13 protein-coding genes are annotated in these 17955 nt (G+C 47.9%); 6 read left to right on the forward strand and 7 right to left on the reverse strand.

Annotated features, from left to right (window positions below; genetic code table 11):
• Window positions 1-2 precede the first annotated feature (2 nt).
• Window positions 3-1601, reverse strand: coding sequence for an urea ABC transporter permease subunit UrtB (gene urtB / locus Q8K39_RS11440; protein ID WP_186951224.1), 1599 nt, complete (start codon window positions 1599-1601; stop codon window positions 3-5).
• 99 nt (window positions 1602-1700) lie between these two features.
• On the reverse strand, window positions 1701-2954 hold the full coding sequence (gene urtA, locus Q8K39_RS11445; RefSeq protein ID WP_305260239.1) for an urea ABC transporter substrate-binding protein: 1254 nt from the start codon (window positions 2952-2954) through the stop codon (window positions 1701-1703).
• A gap of 631 nt (window positions 2955-3585) precedes the next feature.
• Between urtA and Q8K39_RS11450 the strand changes: the two genes are divergently transcribed.
• From Q8K39_RS11450 to Q8K39_RS11470, 5 genes are all read left to right on the forward strand, one after another.
• Complete coding sequence (locus tag Q8K39_RS11450) at window positions 3586-4908, forward strand: ATP-binding protein (RefSeq protein WP_305260240.1); 1323 nt, start codon at window positions 3586-3588, stop codon at window positions 4906-4908.
• Between the two features lie 80 nt (window positions 4909-4988).
• Window positions 4989-6614, forward strand: coding sequence for an EAL domain-containing protein (locus Q8K39_RS11455; protein WP_305260242.1), 1626 nt, complete (start codon window positions 4989-4991; stop codon window positions 6612-6614).
• Between the two features lie 68 nt (window positions 6615-6682).
• Entirely contained in the window at window positions 6683-8239 is a 1557-nt protein-coding gene (locus tag Q8K39_RS11460; protein ID WP_305260244.1) for an ATP-binding protein, read from the forward strand.
• Complete coding sequence (locus Q8K39_RS11465) at window positions 8236-9549, forward strand: HD domain-containing phosphohydrolase (RefSeq protein ID WP_305260245.1); 1314 nt, start codon at window positions 8236-8238, stop codon at window positions 9547-9549. The genes Q8K39_RS11460 and Q8K39_RS11465 overlap by 4 nt, the downstream gene beginning before the upstream one ends.
• Window positions 9549-10079 (forward strand): response regulator, encoded by a 531-nt coding sequence (locus tag Q8K39_RS11470; RefSeq protein ID WP_186951218.1) that lies wholly within the window; start codon window positions 9549-9551, stop codon window positions 10077-10079. The genes Q8K39_RS11465 and Q8K39_RS11470 overlap by 1 nt, the downstream gene beginning before the upstream one ends.
• Before the next feature lie 90 nt (window positions 10080-10169).
• On the opposite strand, the gene Q8K39_RS11475 is transcribed toward Q8K39_RS11470, so the two are convergent.
• From Q8K39_RS11475 to Q8K39_RS11495, 5 genes are read right to left on the reverse strand one after another with little or no spacing between them, the layout of a single operon-like run.
• Entirely contained in the window at window positions 10170-11180 is a 1011-nt protein-coding gene (locus Q8K39_RS11475; RefSeq protein ID WP_305260249.1) for a GyrI-like domain-containing protein, read from the reverse strand.
• Window positions 11177-11869 (reverse strand): alpha/beta fold hydrolase, encoded by a 693-nt coding sequence (locus Q8K39_RS11480; RefSeq protein WP_305260251.1) that lies wholly within the window; start codon window positions 11867-11869, stop codon window positions 11177-11179. The genes Q8K39_RS11475 and Q8K39_RS11480 overlap by 4 nt, the downstream gene beginning before the upstream one ends.
• A 38-nt stretch (window positions 11870-11907) precedes the next feature.
• Entirely contained in the window at window positions 11908-13470 is a 1563-nt protein-coding gene (locus Q8K39_RS11485) for an FGGY-family carbohydrate kinase (RefSeq protein ID WP_305260253.1), read from the reverse strand.
• Between the two features lie 11 nt (window positions 13471-13481).
• Complete coding sequence (locus Q8K39_RS11490) at window positions 13482-15104, reverse strand: glycerol-3-phosphate dehydrogenase/oxidase (protein WP_305260255.1); 1623 nt, start codon at window positions 15102-15104, stop codon at window positions 13482-13484.
• Window positions 15101-16711, reverse strand: coding sequence for an FAD-binding oxidoreductase (locus Q8K39_RS11495; RefSeq protein ID WP_305260256.1), 1611 nt, complete (start codon window positions 16709-16711; stop codon window positions 15101-15103). The genes Q8K39_RS11490 and Q8K39_RS11495 overlap by 4 nt, the downstream gene beginning before the upstream one ends.
• A 112-nt stretch (window positions 16712-16823) precedes the next feature.
• Here Q8K39_RS11495 and Q8K39_RS11500 point away from each other — a divergent pair, with 112 nt between their 5' ends.
• Entirely contained in the window at window positions 16824-17879 is a 1056-nt protein-coding gene (locus tag Q8K39_RS11500) for an AraC family transcriptional regulator (protein WP_305260259.1), read from the forward strand.
• The last annotated feature ends 76 nt before the right edge of the window (window positions 17880-17955 follow it).

Raw genomic sequence — 17955 nt, forward strand, 5'->3', positions numbered from 1 at the left:
ACTCATTCCACACTCCTGCCTTTGAGCGCAAACAAGCCTTGCGGTCTGCGTTGTATGAAAATGATGATGAATACCAGAATGACGATCTTGGCCATGACGGCACCTGCCACCGGTTCCAGGAATTTGTTTACTTCGCCCAGGCCAAAAGCCGCAATCACGGTGCCAGCCAACTGCCCTACCCCGCCCAGCACCACTACCATGAAAGAATCAACGATATAGTTTTGCCCCAGGTCAGGGCCGACATTACCTAATTGTGACAAGGCCACGCCACCGAGACCTGCAATGCCAGAACCTAGGCCAAAAGTCAGCATGTCTATCTTGCCGGTTGCCACACCTACGCAATCAGCCATGCGCCGGTTTTGAGTCACGGCACGCACGAACAGGCCCAGGCGTGTCTTGTTCAATATGAGCCAAACTGCCAGTACGACAAACAGGGCAAAGAAGATAATGATAATGCGGTTATAAGACAACACCAGCGAACCCAACACAGTGATACCGCCCGACATCCAGGAAGGATTGGCGACCTCGACATTTTGCGCACCAAAAATCGAACGCACTGCCTGCATCAGTATCAAGCTGATGCCCCAGGTACATAACAGGGTTTCCAGCGGGCGACCATATAACCAGCGGATCACCGTTCTTTCCAGTAAAATACCAACCGCGGCAGAGACCAGAAAAGCGGCAGGCAGAGCCAGCAACAAATAGGCATCCACAGCACCAGGCATGAATTTGCGGAACAGCATCTGGCAAACATAGGTGGTGTAAGCACCTATCATCAGCAATTCGCCATGCGCCATATTGATAATACCCATCAGGCCAAAGGTGATTGCCAGACCCAGTGCAGCCAGCAACAGCACACTGCCCAGCGATACTCCGTAAAACAGATTGCCGACAAATTCCATGCGCGCCAGACGCCCATCGATGGCATTCAGAGTATTGGCTGCCTCCAAACGTATGCTGGCATCAGCTTCGTTGTAACTACCATCAGGATTTTGTGCCAGCATTTTTTGCAGCACAGGTTTTAAATTGGGGTTGGGACTATCCAGCAAAGCCTTGACTGCGGCCTTGCGCACTACCGGGTCACTGGCTTGCAAATTGGCGGTGGCAATCAGCATTTGCAGACGGGATTTGATTTCGCTGTCGTTTTCTTTCAGATAGGCTCTGTTCAGCAAGGGCAATTGCTCTGGCGTTGCTTCTTTTTCGAGCGCAGTTGCTGCGATGAGACGAGTATTCTTGTCCGGTGAAAATAATCTCAGGCCTGACAGTGCACTATCCAGTGCGGCACGCAGGCGGTTATTGATGGTGATTGCTTCTGCATCGTCCGGCAGCTTTTGCATTTTTCCAGTGCTGAGGTCCCTGGCCTGCTCACCATCGACAAGATAGACAGCAACATCCTTGGCAAACAAAGTTTCATTTTTCAGTGCAGTCAATACTTCCACCGCCTCTTCATTACCCTGGGCCGCGATGGAGTTGACGGCGGTAATACGCGCATCAGGATCATCACCCGCCAAAGCCTGCAAGAGCTTGCCATCGATAGCCGCTTGCGCTGTCAGGCTGAACACGAACAAGACTATGCTCACGCAAATTTTACGAAATATCATAGGCAACCAGGTCAGGAATGGGAAATCCGGAACAGCACTCAGGACGTCGTCATAGAAGTCCTGAGTGTCTGCATCACTGCTTAAATATAACTTCTTGAATTACAGCTTCTGCTTGCCTTCATTGCCAGGGATGTAAGGGCTCCAAGGTTGCGCACGGATAGGTGTCTTGGTTTTGTAGACTACGCTAAACTGACCGTCAGCCTTGATCTCACCAATCATGACTGGCTTGTGCAAGTGGTGATTGGTTTTATCCATCGTCAATTCAAAACCGGATGGTGACTTGAAAGTCTGCCCGCCCATGGCGGCAATGACTTTGTCAGTATCTGTGGATTTGGCTTTTTCAACGGCCTGCTTCCACATATACATACCTACATAAGTCGCTTCCATTGGATCGTTAGTCACAACTGTTGCGGCATTAGGCAGTTTTTTGGCGGCTGCATAATCTTTCCATTTTTTGATGAATTCAGTATTCACCGGATTTTTTACAGACTGGAAGTAATTCCATGCAGCCAGATGGCCGACCAGCGGTTTAGTATCGACACCGCGCAATTCTTCTTCACCGACAGAGAATGCAACGACAGGCACATCCGTTGCCTTCAAGCCAGCATTGCCGAGCTCTTTATAGAACGGGACGTTGGAATCGCCATTGATAGTGGAGATGACCGCTGTTTTGCCGCCCGCGGCAAATTTCTTTATATTGGCAACGATGGTCTGGTAATCGGAGTGGCCAAATGGGGTATACACTTCATCAATGTCCGTATCCTTGACACCCTTGCTATGCAAGAAGGCGCGCAGGATTTTATTGGTGGTACGTGGATACACATAGTCAGTTCCCAGCAAGACAAAGCGCTTGGCACCGCCCCCCTCTTTCGACATCAGGTATTCAGTGGCTGGGATAGCTTGCTGGTTAGGCGCAGCGCCTGTGTAGAAAACGTTTTTCTCCAACTCTTCACCTTCATACTGTACCGGGTAGAACAGCAGGCTATTGAGTTCCTTGAAGACTGGCAATACGGATTTGCGCGATACCGATGTCCAGCAACCAAACACGACGGATACTTTGTCTTGAGATACCAGTTGGCGGGCTTTCTCTGCAAAAAGCGGCCAGTTGGAGGCCGGATCAACGATCACCGCTTCCAGTTTTTTGCCCATGACACCGCCCTTGGAATTGATTTCATCTATCGTCATCAAGGCCACATCTTTGAGCGATGTCTCCGAGATTGCCATAGTGCCAGACAGGGAATGCAGAATGCCGACCTTGATGGTATCGGCGGCCTGTGCCTGCGTAAGCCAGCCAGAAGCGGCCAAAGTCATTGCGGCGACAGCAGTTGCTTTCAAAACAGTACGACGTGACATGTTTTCTCCTGATAGTGGTGAGGTCATTGAACTGAAAAACCGAACTTCCACCAAGGCAGATAGCAGATAACGTGCCAACTGTAAAAAACAAAAAAAGAATCCTCAATTTCACTAACTAAATAGTTGCAATTTTGGTGTGGATAGATGCACGCAACATCGTCAATGACTTCAATGAGATAAATTTACCAACTATTCCAGTGCATGCAACAGACAAACACATCAGGAAAAATTGACAAAAATGATGCAAAACGATCCTATAAATATACCAACTCCACTTTTCAGTGCATCTTCGCGCTTAAATTGTGCGAAAAATCAAATCATCACCTGCTGCATGGCTTTGCTTGCCGTCTGAATAAAAAACAAGGTCCGATTTCAAAACATATCAAAAAGCAACAATTTATCAAAAAAAATAATTTTCTTGGATATCACCTAAGCCGATGTTTTATTGGGTTTAATTTATGAATCTTTAGCAAAAAATGCGCAATTTTCAGACTATTCGCCATATGCAGAGCTAAAACATATAAAGCCTTTTTGAAAAAAATAGCACTTTATATACTTGTTGCTCTAATATGTAGTCATAAGGGAATTTAAAAAAAACAATATTTCTATTGATTTTTTCCTAATGGTGGTCATGGTGAATCAATTTGATGAATTCAGTGTTGTGCCAGCAGTCAACACTGCTCCTCTGCCTGCTTCAGCCATCGGCATCTCCACGGATGCCAGACTGCAATACCTGATCGACAATACTCCCGCAATCATCTACAGCAGTGTACCCACGGGTGATTTCAAAATGACTTTCGTGAGTAACAATGCCTTGCATGTACTTGGCTACCATCCTGATGAAATGGTTGCTGACCCAAATTTCTGGTTTGAGCATATACACCCCAGTGATGTACCCGAGATTTTCTCCAGCATTGCCAAATTGTTTACCGAGGGTGAAAGAGCCTACGAATATCGCTTCATGAGCCGTAGCGGCCAGTATGTTTGGATGCATGACATGCTCAGGTTGATACGCGACAAGGATGGCAATCCTGTTGAAGTTGTGGGTTCATTGACCGACATCACCAAACGCAAGGAGATGGAAGCCGCCCTGTTCAAGAAAGGTGAAGAACAACATCTTTTGATCAAAAAACTTCAAGAAGCCCACGAACAGTTATTGCAATCAGAAAAAATGGCTTCGGTTGGCCAACTGGCCGCTGGTATTGCGCACGAAATTAATAACCCCATAGGTTTTATCAATTCAAATATCGGCAGTTTGCAAAACTATGTAGAAAAATTATTTGAAGTCATTAATCAGTATGAAGATTTGATACAGCAACAGTCCCCACCAGCTGCGGTCAGCAAAATGAATGAGTTAAAAGAAAAGGCGGATCTGGAATTTTTAAAGGAAGACATACAGGATCTGGTGCGCGAATCCATGGATGGGCTCAAACGCGTGAAAGAGATCGTGCAGTCTTTGAAGGATTTTTCCCACGTCGGTGAAACAGACTGGCAGGAAGCCGATTTGCACCAGGGAATAGACAGCACCCTCAACATCGTCAAAAATGAAATTAAGTACAAAGCCAACGTCGTTAAAGAATATGGTCAGGTACCACTGGTGAAATGTATTATTTCCCAGGTCAATCAGGTAGTCATGAACTTGCTGGTGAATGCCTCACATGCCATCAAAGAAAACGGTATGATCAAAATCAGTACAGGGTGCGAGAAAGACATGGCATGGATCAGGGTATTAGATACTGGCTCCGGCATCCCACAAGAAAATCTGAATCGCATCTTCGAACCCTTTTTTACCACTAAACCCATAGGTAGTGGCACTGGCCTGGGTTTATCACTTTCCTACGGCATCATCAAAAAACATGGCGGACGCATAGACGTACAAAGTGTCGTAGGAAAAGGGACTTGCTTCACCGTCTGGTTACCTTTGTATCAGACAAAAGCATCGACTGAGTCATGATACTGCTCTCAATTAGTCAGTCTGCAGCATCGCATACAGCTTATTGAAGACCATATTGAAGAACAGACAGGGCTATCGCCATGAATACGGTAGAACAAGACAGTATCGATATAGAAGCTGAGCTTAATTTCGCCATTGATACCAGTGCATTGCATTTGCACTATCAACCTACGGTCGATTTGCAGACAGGGCTTGTGGTTGGAGCAGAAGCATTGCTACGCTGGCAGCATCCCATCCATGGCAGGATCCCGCCTGCAGTACTGATCCCGGTTGCCGAAAAATCTGATCTCATCGTGCGCCTGGGCGAATGGATAATCAAGCAGGTGTGTAAAGATATCGCACATTGGAATTTGGCAGGACTGACTCCGCCCTGTATTGCCATTAATATCTCTCCCATACAATTGCAAAGCAATGACTTTAACAATCGACTATCTGGAATACTGGAAAGTATGACTGTCACTCCAGATAAAGTATCACTGGAAATAACGGAACAAATACTGATGTACCGTAGTGATAGCATAGACAAAGCATTCAGCGATTTCAAAAAACAAGGGTTTATTCTGGCCCTGGATGATTTTGGCACCGGCTATTCTGCACTGAGCTATCTGAAGCATTACCCGTTTGACTATGTCAAGATCGATCAATCTTTTGTTCAGGAGTTACCGCACAATCTTGATGACGCATCCATTACCAGGGCAGTAATATCCATGGCGCACAGTCTGGGTATCAAAGTCATTGCTGAAGGAGTCGAGACTGAAGCCCAATGCAAATTCCTGAGCGATAATATGTGTGACCAGATACAAGGGCATTTCTTCGCCAAGCCCCTGAGCTCAGAGCACATGCAACTTTTCCTGCAAGAGAAACCCTTTCTGGACAAGCATCTGCTACGTTTGGGTAAACCTGATCGTACCCTGCTCCTTGTCGATGATGAACCTAATATACTGAGTGCCCTCAAGCGCCTGTTACGCAGAGATGAATACCGCATTCTAACCGCAGGCAGTGGTCATGAAGGTTTGGAAATTCTGGAAAAAAACCGGGTCGATGTCATTATTTCTGATCAAAGAATGCCCATCATGACAGGCGTTGATTTTTTACGCGGTGCCAAACAAAAATATCCCGATACTATCCGTATCATTCTGTCCGGCTATACCGAACTTCAATACATCACTGACGCTATCAACGAAGGTGCAATCTTTAAATTTCTGACCAAACCCTGGGATGACGAGCAAATACGTGCAAATATACGGGAAGCGTTTCATTACAAGGAAATGGAAGATGAAAATCGGCGGTTGACCTTACAAGTTCAAACAACCAACCAGGAATTGATCAGGACCAACAAACTACTGGCTGAAATGCTGGAACAAAAACAAAAGCAAATCAGTCGCGATGAACTCAGCTTGAGCATAGTACGCGAAGTTTTGCAATATGTACCCTTGCCCATTATTGCAGTCGATGATGAAGATATGGTGGTGTTTATCAATAGCTCGGCAGAAAAAATCATCCCGCCATCGAGGCTGGAGCTTGGATGTCAGATCGATGACATGATAGCCGATGCAGGTCCGGGAATACGCGAATTTTCTGAAGGGCTATGGTTTCCCGTCAAGGTGCATGGGCAGCTCTACAATGCGCAATGGAAAAACCTGGGGGCGGCGCAAAAATCAACTGGGAAAATTGTCATGCTCATTGATGACCGTCATCGCCACTAAGATTCAGTAAAATTCAGGATATTCAATATACAAGGCTTATTACAATACTTCGGAGTCCGGGTAAAATAATGAATAAAGAGTATTCCCTGTCAGAGAAGAATGATTTGCCTGCACCTGTGGCAGTAGCCGCTGATGCTCAAATGCATGTTTCCCACACAGAGCAAAAGAAGATAGAAACTGCCCCCCCTTTGCTCAACAAAATGGGAATAGAGCTCGCCCAGTTCCTGGACAGCAGCCCCGTGCCAACTTTTGTCATTGACTCTGATCATGTCATTACCCATTGGAACAAGGCTTGCGAATTTGTACTTGGTTATTCCGCAGCCAGCATGGTAGCAACCCGCAATCAATGGAAGCCTTTTTACCGCGATAGTCGTCCTGTGCTAGCGGACCTAGTTTTGTCAGGGCATGACGATATTGTAGTTCACAAGTTTTACCACAATAAATTTTCACAATCTCAATTGATACGTGGAGCTTACGAAGCCATAGATTTTTTTCCCGACTTGCATGAACATGGCTTATGGCTGCACTTTACAGCTGCCCCGCTCTACAATAACGAAGGGGAAATTGTAGGCGCCATAGAGACCCTGGAAGACATTACCGAACGTTATGACGCAGAAAATGCCCTGCGCCAGGCGCATAGCAATTTGGAAAACCTGGTAAAGAAACGCACCTTACAACTGGCAGAAACAAATAACAAGCTCGAAGCTGATATCAAACAAAGAGAATCAGTAGAAAACGAGCTGGTGCGCAGGAATACTGAACTCACTGAACTCAATGCCAAGTTATCCATGGCACAAGAGCAGTTACTGCAATCAGAAAAACTGGCCTCGATAGGCCAGCTTGCTGCAGGTGTGGCACATGAAATCAATAATCCCATAGGCTACATTTTTTCCAATTTTGCGACTCTTGAAAATTATATTAAAGACTTGTTTTCCATCATCCAGGTCTATGAGGCATCTGAGCAGCAAATCGGCTCTGCAAGTATCAAGAATGAACTCACGGCCATCAAGGAAGAAAAGGAATTGTCTTTTCTCAAGGAAGATATTCCTGAGCTGGTTCAGCAATCGCGTGAAGGCATAGAGAGAGTACGCAAAATAGTGCAGGACCTGAAAGACTTTTCCCGGATCGATTCACAGCAGGAATGGCATTGGACCAATCTCCATCAGGGCATAGATTCCACCCTCAACATCGTCAACAATGAAATCAAGTACAAGGCAGATGTCATCAAGGAATACGGTAAGATTCCTGATATTGAATGCTTGGCCTCGCAAATCAACCAGGTCATCATGAATCTGGTGGTCAATGCCTCTCACGCCATCATTGCCGAGCGCGGTAAAATCACAGTACGCACAAGTTGTGATGATACCCACGTGTTTATTGAAGTTGCAGATAACGGCAGTGGTATCCCAAAAGAGATTATCAACCGGATTTTTGATCCTTTCTTCACGACCAAATCAATAGGCAAAGGCACAGGCTTGGGACTTTCACTATCTTATGGCATCATACAAAAACACCACGGCAAAATCACAGTAAATAGTGAAGTTGGTAAAGGAACCAGTTTCCTCATCAGCTTACCCGTCAAGCACATAAAGCAATCCCAAGAGGATGGCGGTGACAATCAATGAGCACAGAATCAGTACCAGAAGTGATGCCTGTATTGCTCTTCGTTGACGACGAGCCGAACATCCTTTCATCTCTGCGCAGACTCTTTAGGCAACACTCTTACAAAATACTCATCGCAAATGGTGGCCAGGAAGGCCTGGAGATACTGGAGAAAGAGACCATTGACCTGGTTATTTCCGACATGCGCATGCCAGTCATGGACGGTGCAGTATTTTTGACGCATGTGAAAGCCAGATGGCCAGATACCATACGTCTGTTATTGACAGGCTATGCCGACATACAATCGACAATTGATGCCATCAACCGAGGAGAAATCTACCGCTATATTACCAAACCCTGGAACGACAATGACATTTTGCTGGTTGTCAAACAGGCGCTGGAGCGAAAATCACTGGAGATAGAGAAAAAACGACTGGAAGAATTGACCCAGCGTCAGAACGAGGAACTTAAATCTCTGAATGCCAGCCTCGAAATCAAGGTGGATGAACGCACCGCAGACCTGAAAAAAGCCCATGCGTCCCTGTTACATGCCAACGATAAATTAAAAAGCAATTTCCTGACATCGATCAAGGTTTTTTCCAATGTCGTCGAAATGCGCGGGGATAAACTGGTGGGGCATTCACGGCGTGTCGCCGATTTGTCCAGGAAAATCGCAAAAAAACTTAATCTGGATACACGCGAGGCGCAAGAAATCTTTGTCGCGGCTTTGTTGGCCGACATAGGTAAAATAGGTTTCTCAGATGAATTATTGGCAACGCCAGTCAATCAAATGAATGGTGAGCAATTGGGGCACTTTCATAAACATACCATGCGCGCAGAACAATTATTGATGCCGCTGCAAGATTTACAAGGCGCGGCAAAAATCATACGTGCGCAGCATGAACGCTTTGATGGGAGAGGCTTCCCTGATGGCCTGGTCGGTGAAAATATTCCCATAGGAGCACGCATATTGTCACTGGCAAGCGATTATGACAATCTGCAAAACGGTAGCTTGGTTCAAAAACGCGTGTACATGGAAGATGCACAGGCTTTGATCATACGTGGCGCTGGCAACCGTTATGATGAAAAGGTCGTTGCTGCTTTTAAGCAAATCATCAGTAATCAGGTCGAAGAAATTGACGATAAAGAAATTGCCATAACCCACTTGCAACCTGGCATGATACTTTCAACTGACCTTATTTCCAAAGAAGGTATGCTGCTTCTGCCTGCCGACTATGTTCTGGATCAGCACGTCATCGACAAATTGGCATTGTTCGAGAACCCCGCTGGTACTAAATTAATCATACGTGTACACAGTAACAGGAGAAAATAATGTATAAAATATTATTGCTCGACGACGAACAAAATGTTTTGCTTGCGCTGCAAAGAAGCTTGAAAAGCGTCGCAAAAGAGATGGAAATGACGATGGAATTGTTTAATTCCCCTCAGGAAGCGATAAAACGCCTCAGCAATACAGCTTTTGACTTTATCATCTCTGATTACCATATGCCTGGCATGAACGGCATACAGTTCTTGTCCATTGCCAAAGAAATGCAGCCCCATGCAATACGCCTCATGCTCAGCGCCTCTGCCGAATTCAAGACCATACTGGGTGCCATCAATGATGCAGAAGTGTTTCGCTACATAGCAAAACCCTGGAATCAGGACGAATTACTTGAAACCATACAACTGGCAGCAACACGTCGCCAGCAAATCATGGAAGACCAAACACTGGCAGACGAATTGCGCCTGCAACGTGGCGTGATAACCCCGCAAGAACATGAGTTGAAGAGACTGGAAGAAACCGAGCCAGGGATTACCAAGGTAAAATGGGGGCCGGATGGCTCGGTATTACTGGATTAATTCAAGCTTCATTTCATCGCAGAGATGACATAGGCTATTTGAGCATCCCTTTGGATTTTCCTCCTTTGAATTTTCTGTACATCTGCAGATTTACAGGGCTTTAACCGGGATACACAACAAACAAGAAAACATTCCTGTCTGTGGGTCCAAAGCAGAATTCGGCAAAAACTGCTCAAAACAGGGCCTGTCATCACATTGCATGCCACTGGCTGGCAAGTATTCGCGCATCAACTCCATCCATGCATCATTCACAGCCGTCATAGGCCCATTGAATGTGGCAACTGCATAAGCACCACCTGGCAGTGTTTTGATATTTGCCTGGGTACCTGCCACGAAATTCTCTGAGATAGTGACACAGGCATCATAGCGACATTTGTTAGCAGTCGTAACGCCAGGGTCATCATGGCCTATGCCATAGCAGATTTGATCCTGCAAGCCATGAACTTGCATCCATGGCGCCACTTTACTACGCCAGAACTCTGTGACACCAGGTCCATAAGGACCTATATAACGTTGATAAGCGACTCGTACTACAGGTAATTGAACAATATTTACTTCCATAAGATACTTTCGAAGTGGTTGATGAGAGCCACCATCTTCGCAAATACCGCTCACGTTTACCTGATCAGGATTGCTGAGTATCTGACTCAGATTGCTGTCTTGCTTTGCCCGCTTTTCGTAAGCAGCACGCACCAGCGTCAGCCTGCGCTCATCACGACTGGTACGCCATTGACTTGGAGTAGAGTCAAAACGGATCTTGAATGCGCGGGCAAATGCTTCGCCAGAAGCAAAGCCGCAGGCCAACGCAATATCCAGTACTGATGCCTGCAGATCACAGGACAAACGCCAGGCCGCAGTTTCCAGGCGTCGCCGACGGAGGTAATCACCCAGCGTTTCGCCCATCCAGGCCGCAAACATTCTATGGAAATGAAAGCGCGAAAAATGCGCTATTTCGGCCAGTTGTTCTAGTTCCAGGTAAGCATCCAGATGCTGGTCTATATGATCAAGAACACGGTTCAGGCGTCTGGCGTATTCGGCCTGATGAACATGGGCGTTAACCCTGGAATTGGTTTGAGATAGTGATGCAGGGAATGCGTTCATGCTTTGGTTTCTGACGTAAACCGTAGAATATCGTTGACGACTTCATCTGCTTTCGTCTGCAATAAAAAATGGGGAGCATCATATTTGCATGTTTCCATTTCATGCAATTTCCTTTTGATGTCTGCGTGGGCAGATGCTGGCACCAGCCTGTCCCTTGTAGCTTGCAGATAAAGTACCGGCACTTGGATGGCTTTGAGTTTTTCTGTGACATCGCAACTCAGTACTGCATACAGGCGCGCCTTCAAACTGATGGGACTGACCTGTACCAACGCGTCTGCCAACTGCGTGCGCAATTCTTTACTGGAAAATCGACCCAACAGCAAATGACTGAATACACTCAAAAGTGCCAGCCTGGTTGGCAAATAAGGCAGGGCATACCTGGACGCAGCCAGAAAAGGATGAGGATTGCTGGCAAAAGTCGCGCAAAGTATTAATGCTTTTAGCCGCAATGGTTGCGTGGCAGCGATGGAGATAGCAATCGGCCCTGAGAACGATTCTCCCAGCAAAATATAGTCTTCATCCTGTGGCAGTTGCGTCTGAACCAGTGCTTCCAGTTCTGCATAGCCCAGTGCTTGATCTAGCGGATATGTCAGTATCAGTAACTTGCATTTACCATCCAATGCCGCATGCAAAGGTGCGTAAAGTGTGCCTGTGCCATCCATGCCAGGCAAAAGAACGATGGTCATCATATTGGCAATCATAGCAGATCTGGCACTACCATGCAGCATCAGTGCATTTTTGGGTATCCAGTAATTTGCTGTATCTCTTGATACAAAGGCTGTAGACGGGCATACATTTTTTTGTAGATGCGGTGATACAGCTCATTGTAGATCTGGTGATGATGAGCAATTGGTTCAAAAGTTTTGCCTATGCGTGTCATCTCTTTGATGGCGACATCAAAGCTGGGATGCAAGCCCAGCCCTACAGCAGCATCAATCGCTGCACCCAGGCCCGATGTTTCATATATATGTGGACGTGATGTCGGCAAGCCGAAAATATCTGCCGTCAATTGCATGGCGGCGTCACTTTGTGAGCCACCGCCCGATATACGCAATTCAGTAATCGCTACACCGCTACGTTTTTCTATACGCTCCTTACCTTCACGCAAGGCGTAAGCCAGACCCTCCAGTATTGCGCGGTACATATGTGCGCGCGTATGCACATCACCAAAACCGATGATGGCGCCTTTGGCTTCTGCACCAGGCACCTTGATACCGGGCGTCCAGTAAGGTTGCAGCATCAGCCCCATGGAACCGGGCGGTACAGCATTCACCAGTTCATCAAACAGTGACTCAGGCAAGACACCCTGCTCTGCCGCCTGCAGTTTTTCATGATGACCAAATTGTTCCTTAAACCAGTTCACCATCCAGTAACCGCGGAAAATCTGTACCTCGGTACTATATGAATCAGGTATCGCAGCAGGATAAGGCGGTATGAATGGCGTCACTTCCACATACTTTTTACTGGTGGTATTGATGGTGGCAGTAGTGCCATAGCTGAGGCAACCGATGTTAGGCTGCTGGCAGCCTGCCCCTATCACTTCGCAAGCCTTATCTGCAGCTGCCGCAAGTAACGGAGTGCCTGCCAGTATGCCCGTCGCTGCTTCTGCCGCCAGATTGATATGTCCCATCACTGTGCCAGGCGGCACCAGTTCTGGCAAGGATTCTGCCTTTACCGCCAACGCCTGCCATTTCCAGTCCAGCTTGCCTGCCCATTTCAAACCCTTGTAATCAAATGGCAGATAACCAACTTGCGAACCTATGGAATCGATGAAATTGCCGCACAGCCGATAATTCAGATAGCCAGACAGCATCAAGTATTTGTCCGTCTTGTCCCAAATTTCTGGTTGATGCGCTTTGATCCAGTTGGCTTCGGCCTCACCACGAAAAAAATTGATGGTGCTGGCGACGCCTGCCAGCTTGAATGCCGTCATCCACAAGGGATTGACGGGTGGGACAATATCGGTGCGCCTTTGATCCAGCCAGGTAATTGCCGGGCGCAAGGGCTGCCCCTGTTTATCCAGATTGATCATGGTGCCGCGCTGCGTAGTCACTGCTACACCGTGTACCGTAGCAGGTGAAATCCCCTGTTCATTCCATAAACGGCGACATGCTGTGCACACCGCTTGCCAATAATCTTCAGGATGATGCTCCGCCCAACCCGGATGATCTGAGAAATAAGCTTCCAGATGCACCTGGGATTTGGCGACGATATTGCCGCGCAAATCAAACAGGATAGCCCTGACGCTTTGGGTGCCGTTGTCGATGGAGAGGATATATTGTTTGGACATGATTTTTGATTTTATATAGGCTGCCGCTGATTTCGCCAATCAGGAATGTTTTCCCTGTCTGGCAAAGAATAATACCTGTTCCACAATTGCAGATAAGCTGCTTGTTCGTACTCCCATCGCTCATCATCCCATTTTAGTTCAGGCTGGCAGATAGCACGAATGCGAGGTAGCAATGCCAGGCCACCTTTGCGAAGCAATAACCCCAGTCTGGTTCTGCGTAACATCAAGTCTTCCAGATGCTCAACCTCTTCAAATCGTGCCGCCCAGCGCAATTCTACCCACATGGTCAGCGTTCCTGGTATGTAATCCAGTTCACCATCTTGGGCTATCTGGACAATTTCAGCAGCGGACTCACCATAGTGTCCTTGTAGTCGCGACTTCTGCGTATGACTTAGTTGCTTTACATTCGATAAATCTGAAGGGCGGGTAAACAAGCTATCAGCTTCATGATCAGCCTGATGATCAGGAAATAAATGATTGATGTGCTTCAATGCATCTTGCGCTATGAGTCTGAAAGTCGTCAACTTACCGCCTGTGACTGTCAGCAAACCTTTATCCAGCCAGATGGCATGATCACGCCCTTCCTTGGATGGATCGGCCTTGCCTGTATCAATTACAGGTCGTATGCCTGCATAGCTGGCAATGATGTCGTCCAGCTTGAGTTGCAATTGCGGGAATTGGAAATCCATGGCCTCCATCAGGTAAGCAACTTCGTCCGCAGTGATAGCGGTCTCTTGCTGCATGTCAGCACCATGATCTACATCTGTGGTGCCCACAAGGCTGACGCCCTCCCAAGGGTAAACAAAGACAGGTCGCCCATCACGGGGGTGCATGAGGCTTACCGCCTGCGCCACTGGCAAGCGCCAGGCAGGTAATAGCAAATGGCTGCCACGCAAGGGACGCAATCTCGCACTTGCCCCTTGTTGCTGGCGTAGTGCATCAGCCCAGGCACCGGTTGCACTGATGATGACTTTTGCATTAACTTGATACTCTTGCTTGCTCACAGCATCTTGCAAGACAACGCCACTGGCCAGCTCATTTTCATACGTGACACTTTTTACCGCAAGATAATTCAAGGCGGTCGCACCAGCAGCACGTGCTTCCTGCAAAACCCTGAGCACCAAACGGGCATCATCAGTTTTGGCATCCTGATAGCAAGAACCGCCTTTCAAATCAGCCGCAGCTATATGAGGTGCCAGCATCTGAAAGTCCTGTGCCGAAAAATAATGCTTGCCACGCAAACCAGCCAGAAAATCATAGATTACTAAGCCGATAGCAAACATCCAGCGCCCCGGCTTGCGGCCCTGATAGTCGGCAAATGCAAAACTCTGCGATTCTACCAAGCCTGCCGCAGCGCGCATCAATTGCTGCCTTTCGCGTACAGAATCCCGGGTCAGGAGAAATTTACCCTCTTTAATATAGCGCAAGCCACCATGCACAAGTTTGGATGAACGACTCGATGTTCCCCATGCAAAGTCTTTTTGCTCGACCAGCAAAGCGTTTAAACCGCGTCGTGCAGCTTCCAGCAATATGCCAGCACCGGTAATCCCGCCTCCAATGACGATGATGTCCCAGTTTTGCTCATGATTGGCTAATTCATTGAGCGAGTCGGCACGTGATCTGTTTTTTTTCATCGCGTTACAACTTCTACAGGCAACAACTTGCCCGGATTCATGATGCCTTGCGGGTCGAAATGCTTGAACAGATGACGCATGCCGGATATTCCCAAACTGCCTTTTTCTGACTCCAGGTAAGCTGCATGGTCACTCCCCACTCCATGCTGGTGGCTGATGGTGCCGCCATTAGCGACGATGGCAGCAGACACTGCGGACTTAAGCCTGCGCCAACGCGCATGGTCTTGCTCATAATCACCAGTCAGGCGATACACAAAAGTCGAATACACACTGGCACCTTGACCATACAAATGGGACAAATGCGTATAAGCGTGCACCTGTTCATTTTCTGTTGCCATGGCATCCCGCCCGGCTTGCTCTATATTCAGCATCATGGTCTTGACCCTGGACCAGTCGCAGGCTGTCTCTACGGTATCTATGGCATAACCTTGCTGCCAGGCGCTATTGCGTAGATATACATTCCTGAAACGCCCCTGTTTCCATTTCTCACCCATGATCTTACCAACATGCACACCGCCTTGTTGGCCTGCGACTTTCAATGCAAATTTGATTGCATGACTCACTTGAGACTTTTCGCCGCTGGCACCAATGAGCAACACACACTTAGCTTCATCACAAGCACGCAAGCGCAGGTAGGATTCCAGTAAGCCTATCAGCTTCTTGTGTCCTGCCAGCGTCAGGCTAGTCAAGGTTTCGGTTGCATTTGACAAGCGCAACATAGATAGACCTGGCTTGGTTTGGACGATAGTTCTGACCGCGGTTTGCGCCGCATCCCAATCAGGGAAAAACACGGCATGAAATTCCTCAAGTGCCGGCAAAGGTGTAATACGCACCGTCACTTCCGTCAGTATGCCCAAGCGCCCTTCCGAACCCAACAGCATTTCCCGCAAGTCCAGCCCGGCAGCGGAGGCGGGAAAAGTCTTTATATCGAATCGCCCAGCGGGAGTCTCTACTCTCGCCCCTGCCAGCAATTGCTCTATCCTGCCATACCGCAATGACTGCTGGCCTGAAGAGCGCGTAACCACCCAGCCGCCCAGCGTCGAATATTCGAAAGATTGCGGGAAATGCCCCAACGTATAGCCATGGGCGCGCAATTGTGCTTCCAGGTCTGGGCCAAAGACACCAGCACCAAAAGTCGCCAGTTGCGACTCCTTGTCCAGGTTTATCAGTTGCGACATGCGTGACATATCGACTGACAAAACCGGTTGCACACTCTCAGTAACAGCCAGATGTCCAACCACGCTGGTGCCGCCACCATAAGGTATTAGGGCGATGTTGTGCAATGTGGCGAAATCCAGCAAGCTGCGCACATCTTCAGCACTTTCAGGATAAGCCACGCCATCAGGGAAATGGCTGATCTTGCCAAAACGCATTTTGAGCCAGTCTGGCAGACTCTGCCCCAGGCTGTGCCTGACACGTCCCAAAGCGTCTGTGTCTATCAAAGGATGAGATGGCAAGCGGCTGGCTGGCACCTGCTGACAGACCTGATTTAGCTCGGCATCAGTCTGCGGTGTACCCTTCCCTATTCGTTCCTGCAAAAAACTCAGGGCATCTGCATTGATCGCATAAGTAACACTGTCATCTCCCCAACCATTCCAACGTCGCATTTTTTCTATCCCTGAATTTAACCCGAGCTTGATATACTCACAAATTGACTTGTAGCTTAATCAAGTGTCACCTCCAGGTATTGCGCTTTCATGACAAGGTTCTTGTTTTAATATGCCAAATTCACATACAGGTTCAGTCGCAGGCAACCGTGCCGCTGGACGGGTCGCTGTCGCCTACCTGCAACCCTTGCTTGAACTGGCGAATGAATGTGGTTTGGATTTGCGTACATTAGCAACCATGGCAGGCATGGCTGAAGATGCGCTAAGCACGTTGCAAGAAAGCATAGCAGCTGCAGACTATATACGTTTGCTAGATGCCGGCGCAGAGTTGAGCAAAGACCCGCATTTTGGCTTGCATGTAGGCGAAAGAGTAAAGCTCGGCACCTACAATGTGTATGGCATGATACTCATGAGCTGCAAGGATTTTGAGCAGGCCTTCCAGCAAACCATGCGTTATGAGGGGCTGGCACATGATCTGGGGCGCTCGGCACTGGTAGTCGATGATGTAGCGACAGAATACCAGTGGCATAGCCATTATCCGCAGGCCAGCAGGCACCTGGTAGAAAGCGTGTTCGCTGGCATACGCGTATTTGGCAACTGGTTTGCTGGCACTATCTTGCCTGACGCTCCGGTTCATTTCAAGCATGCGTCACCAGAAGATTTGGGAGAACATCAGCGTCTGTTTGGTGCTGAAGTATATTTTGATGCAACTATCAACTGCGCCCGCTTCCCTACTGCCTTACTGAGTTGGCCTGTGCCCAATGCCGATGTCAGCATGTACCCGGTTTTGCAGCGCCACGCCGAACAACTACTCAAACAAAAGCAGCAGGCCCAGCAAGATGGCGGCATCGTTGCGCAGGTCAGGGCTGCTATCAGCAATAATATGGCGCAAGACCAGGCTAGATTACCCCTGATAGCACAAGAATTATTACTGAGTCAGCGCACCTTGCAGCGCAAATTGAGCGAGGCTGGCATCAGTTTCCAGCAAATTCTGGATCAAACCAGAAAGGACACTGCCATCGATTACCTGCAGAAGACCGGTTTCAGCCTGGCGGACATCGCCTTCCTGCTTGGCTATCAGGAACAAAGTGCTTTCAATCATGCCTTCAAGGAATGGACAGGCACAAGTCCAGGTGCATACCGGGAAAAACGTTTCTCACGCAAATGAAAAAATGCGGGGGCCATTTACACGGCTCCCGCATTTTACAAATTCCGGACGGTGGCTTGTCCGCTTAAATGCGAAC

Source organism: Undibacterium sp., from assembly GCF_030683615.1.
GTDB classification, from domain to species: Bacteria; Pseudomonadota; Gammaproteobacteria; order Burkholderiales; family Burkholderiaceae_D; genus Undibacterium; species Undibacterium umbellatum.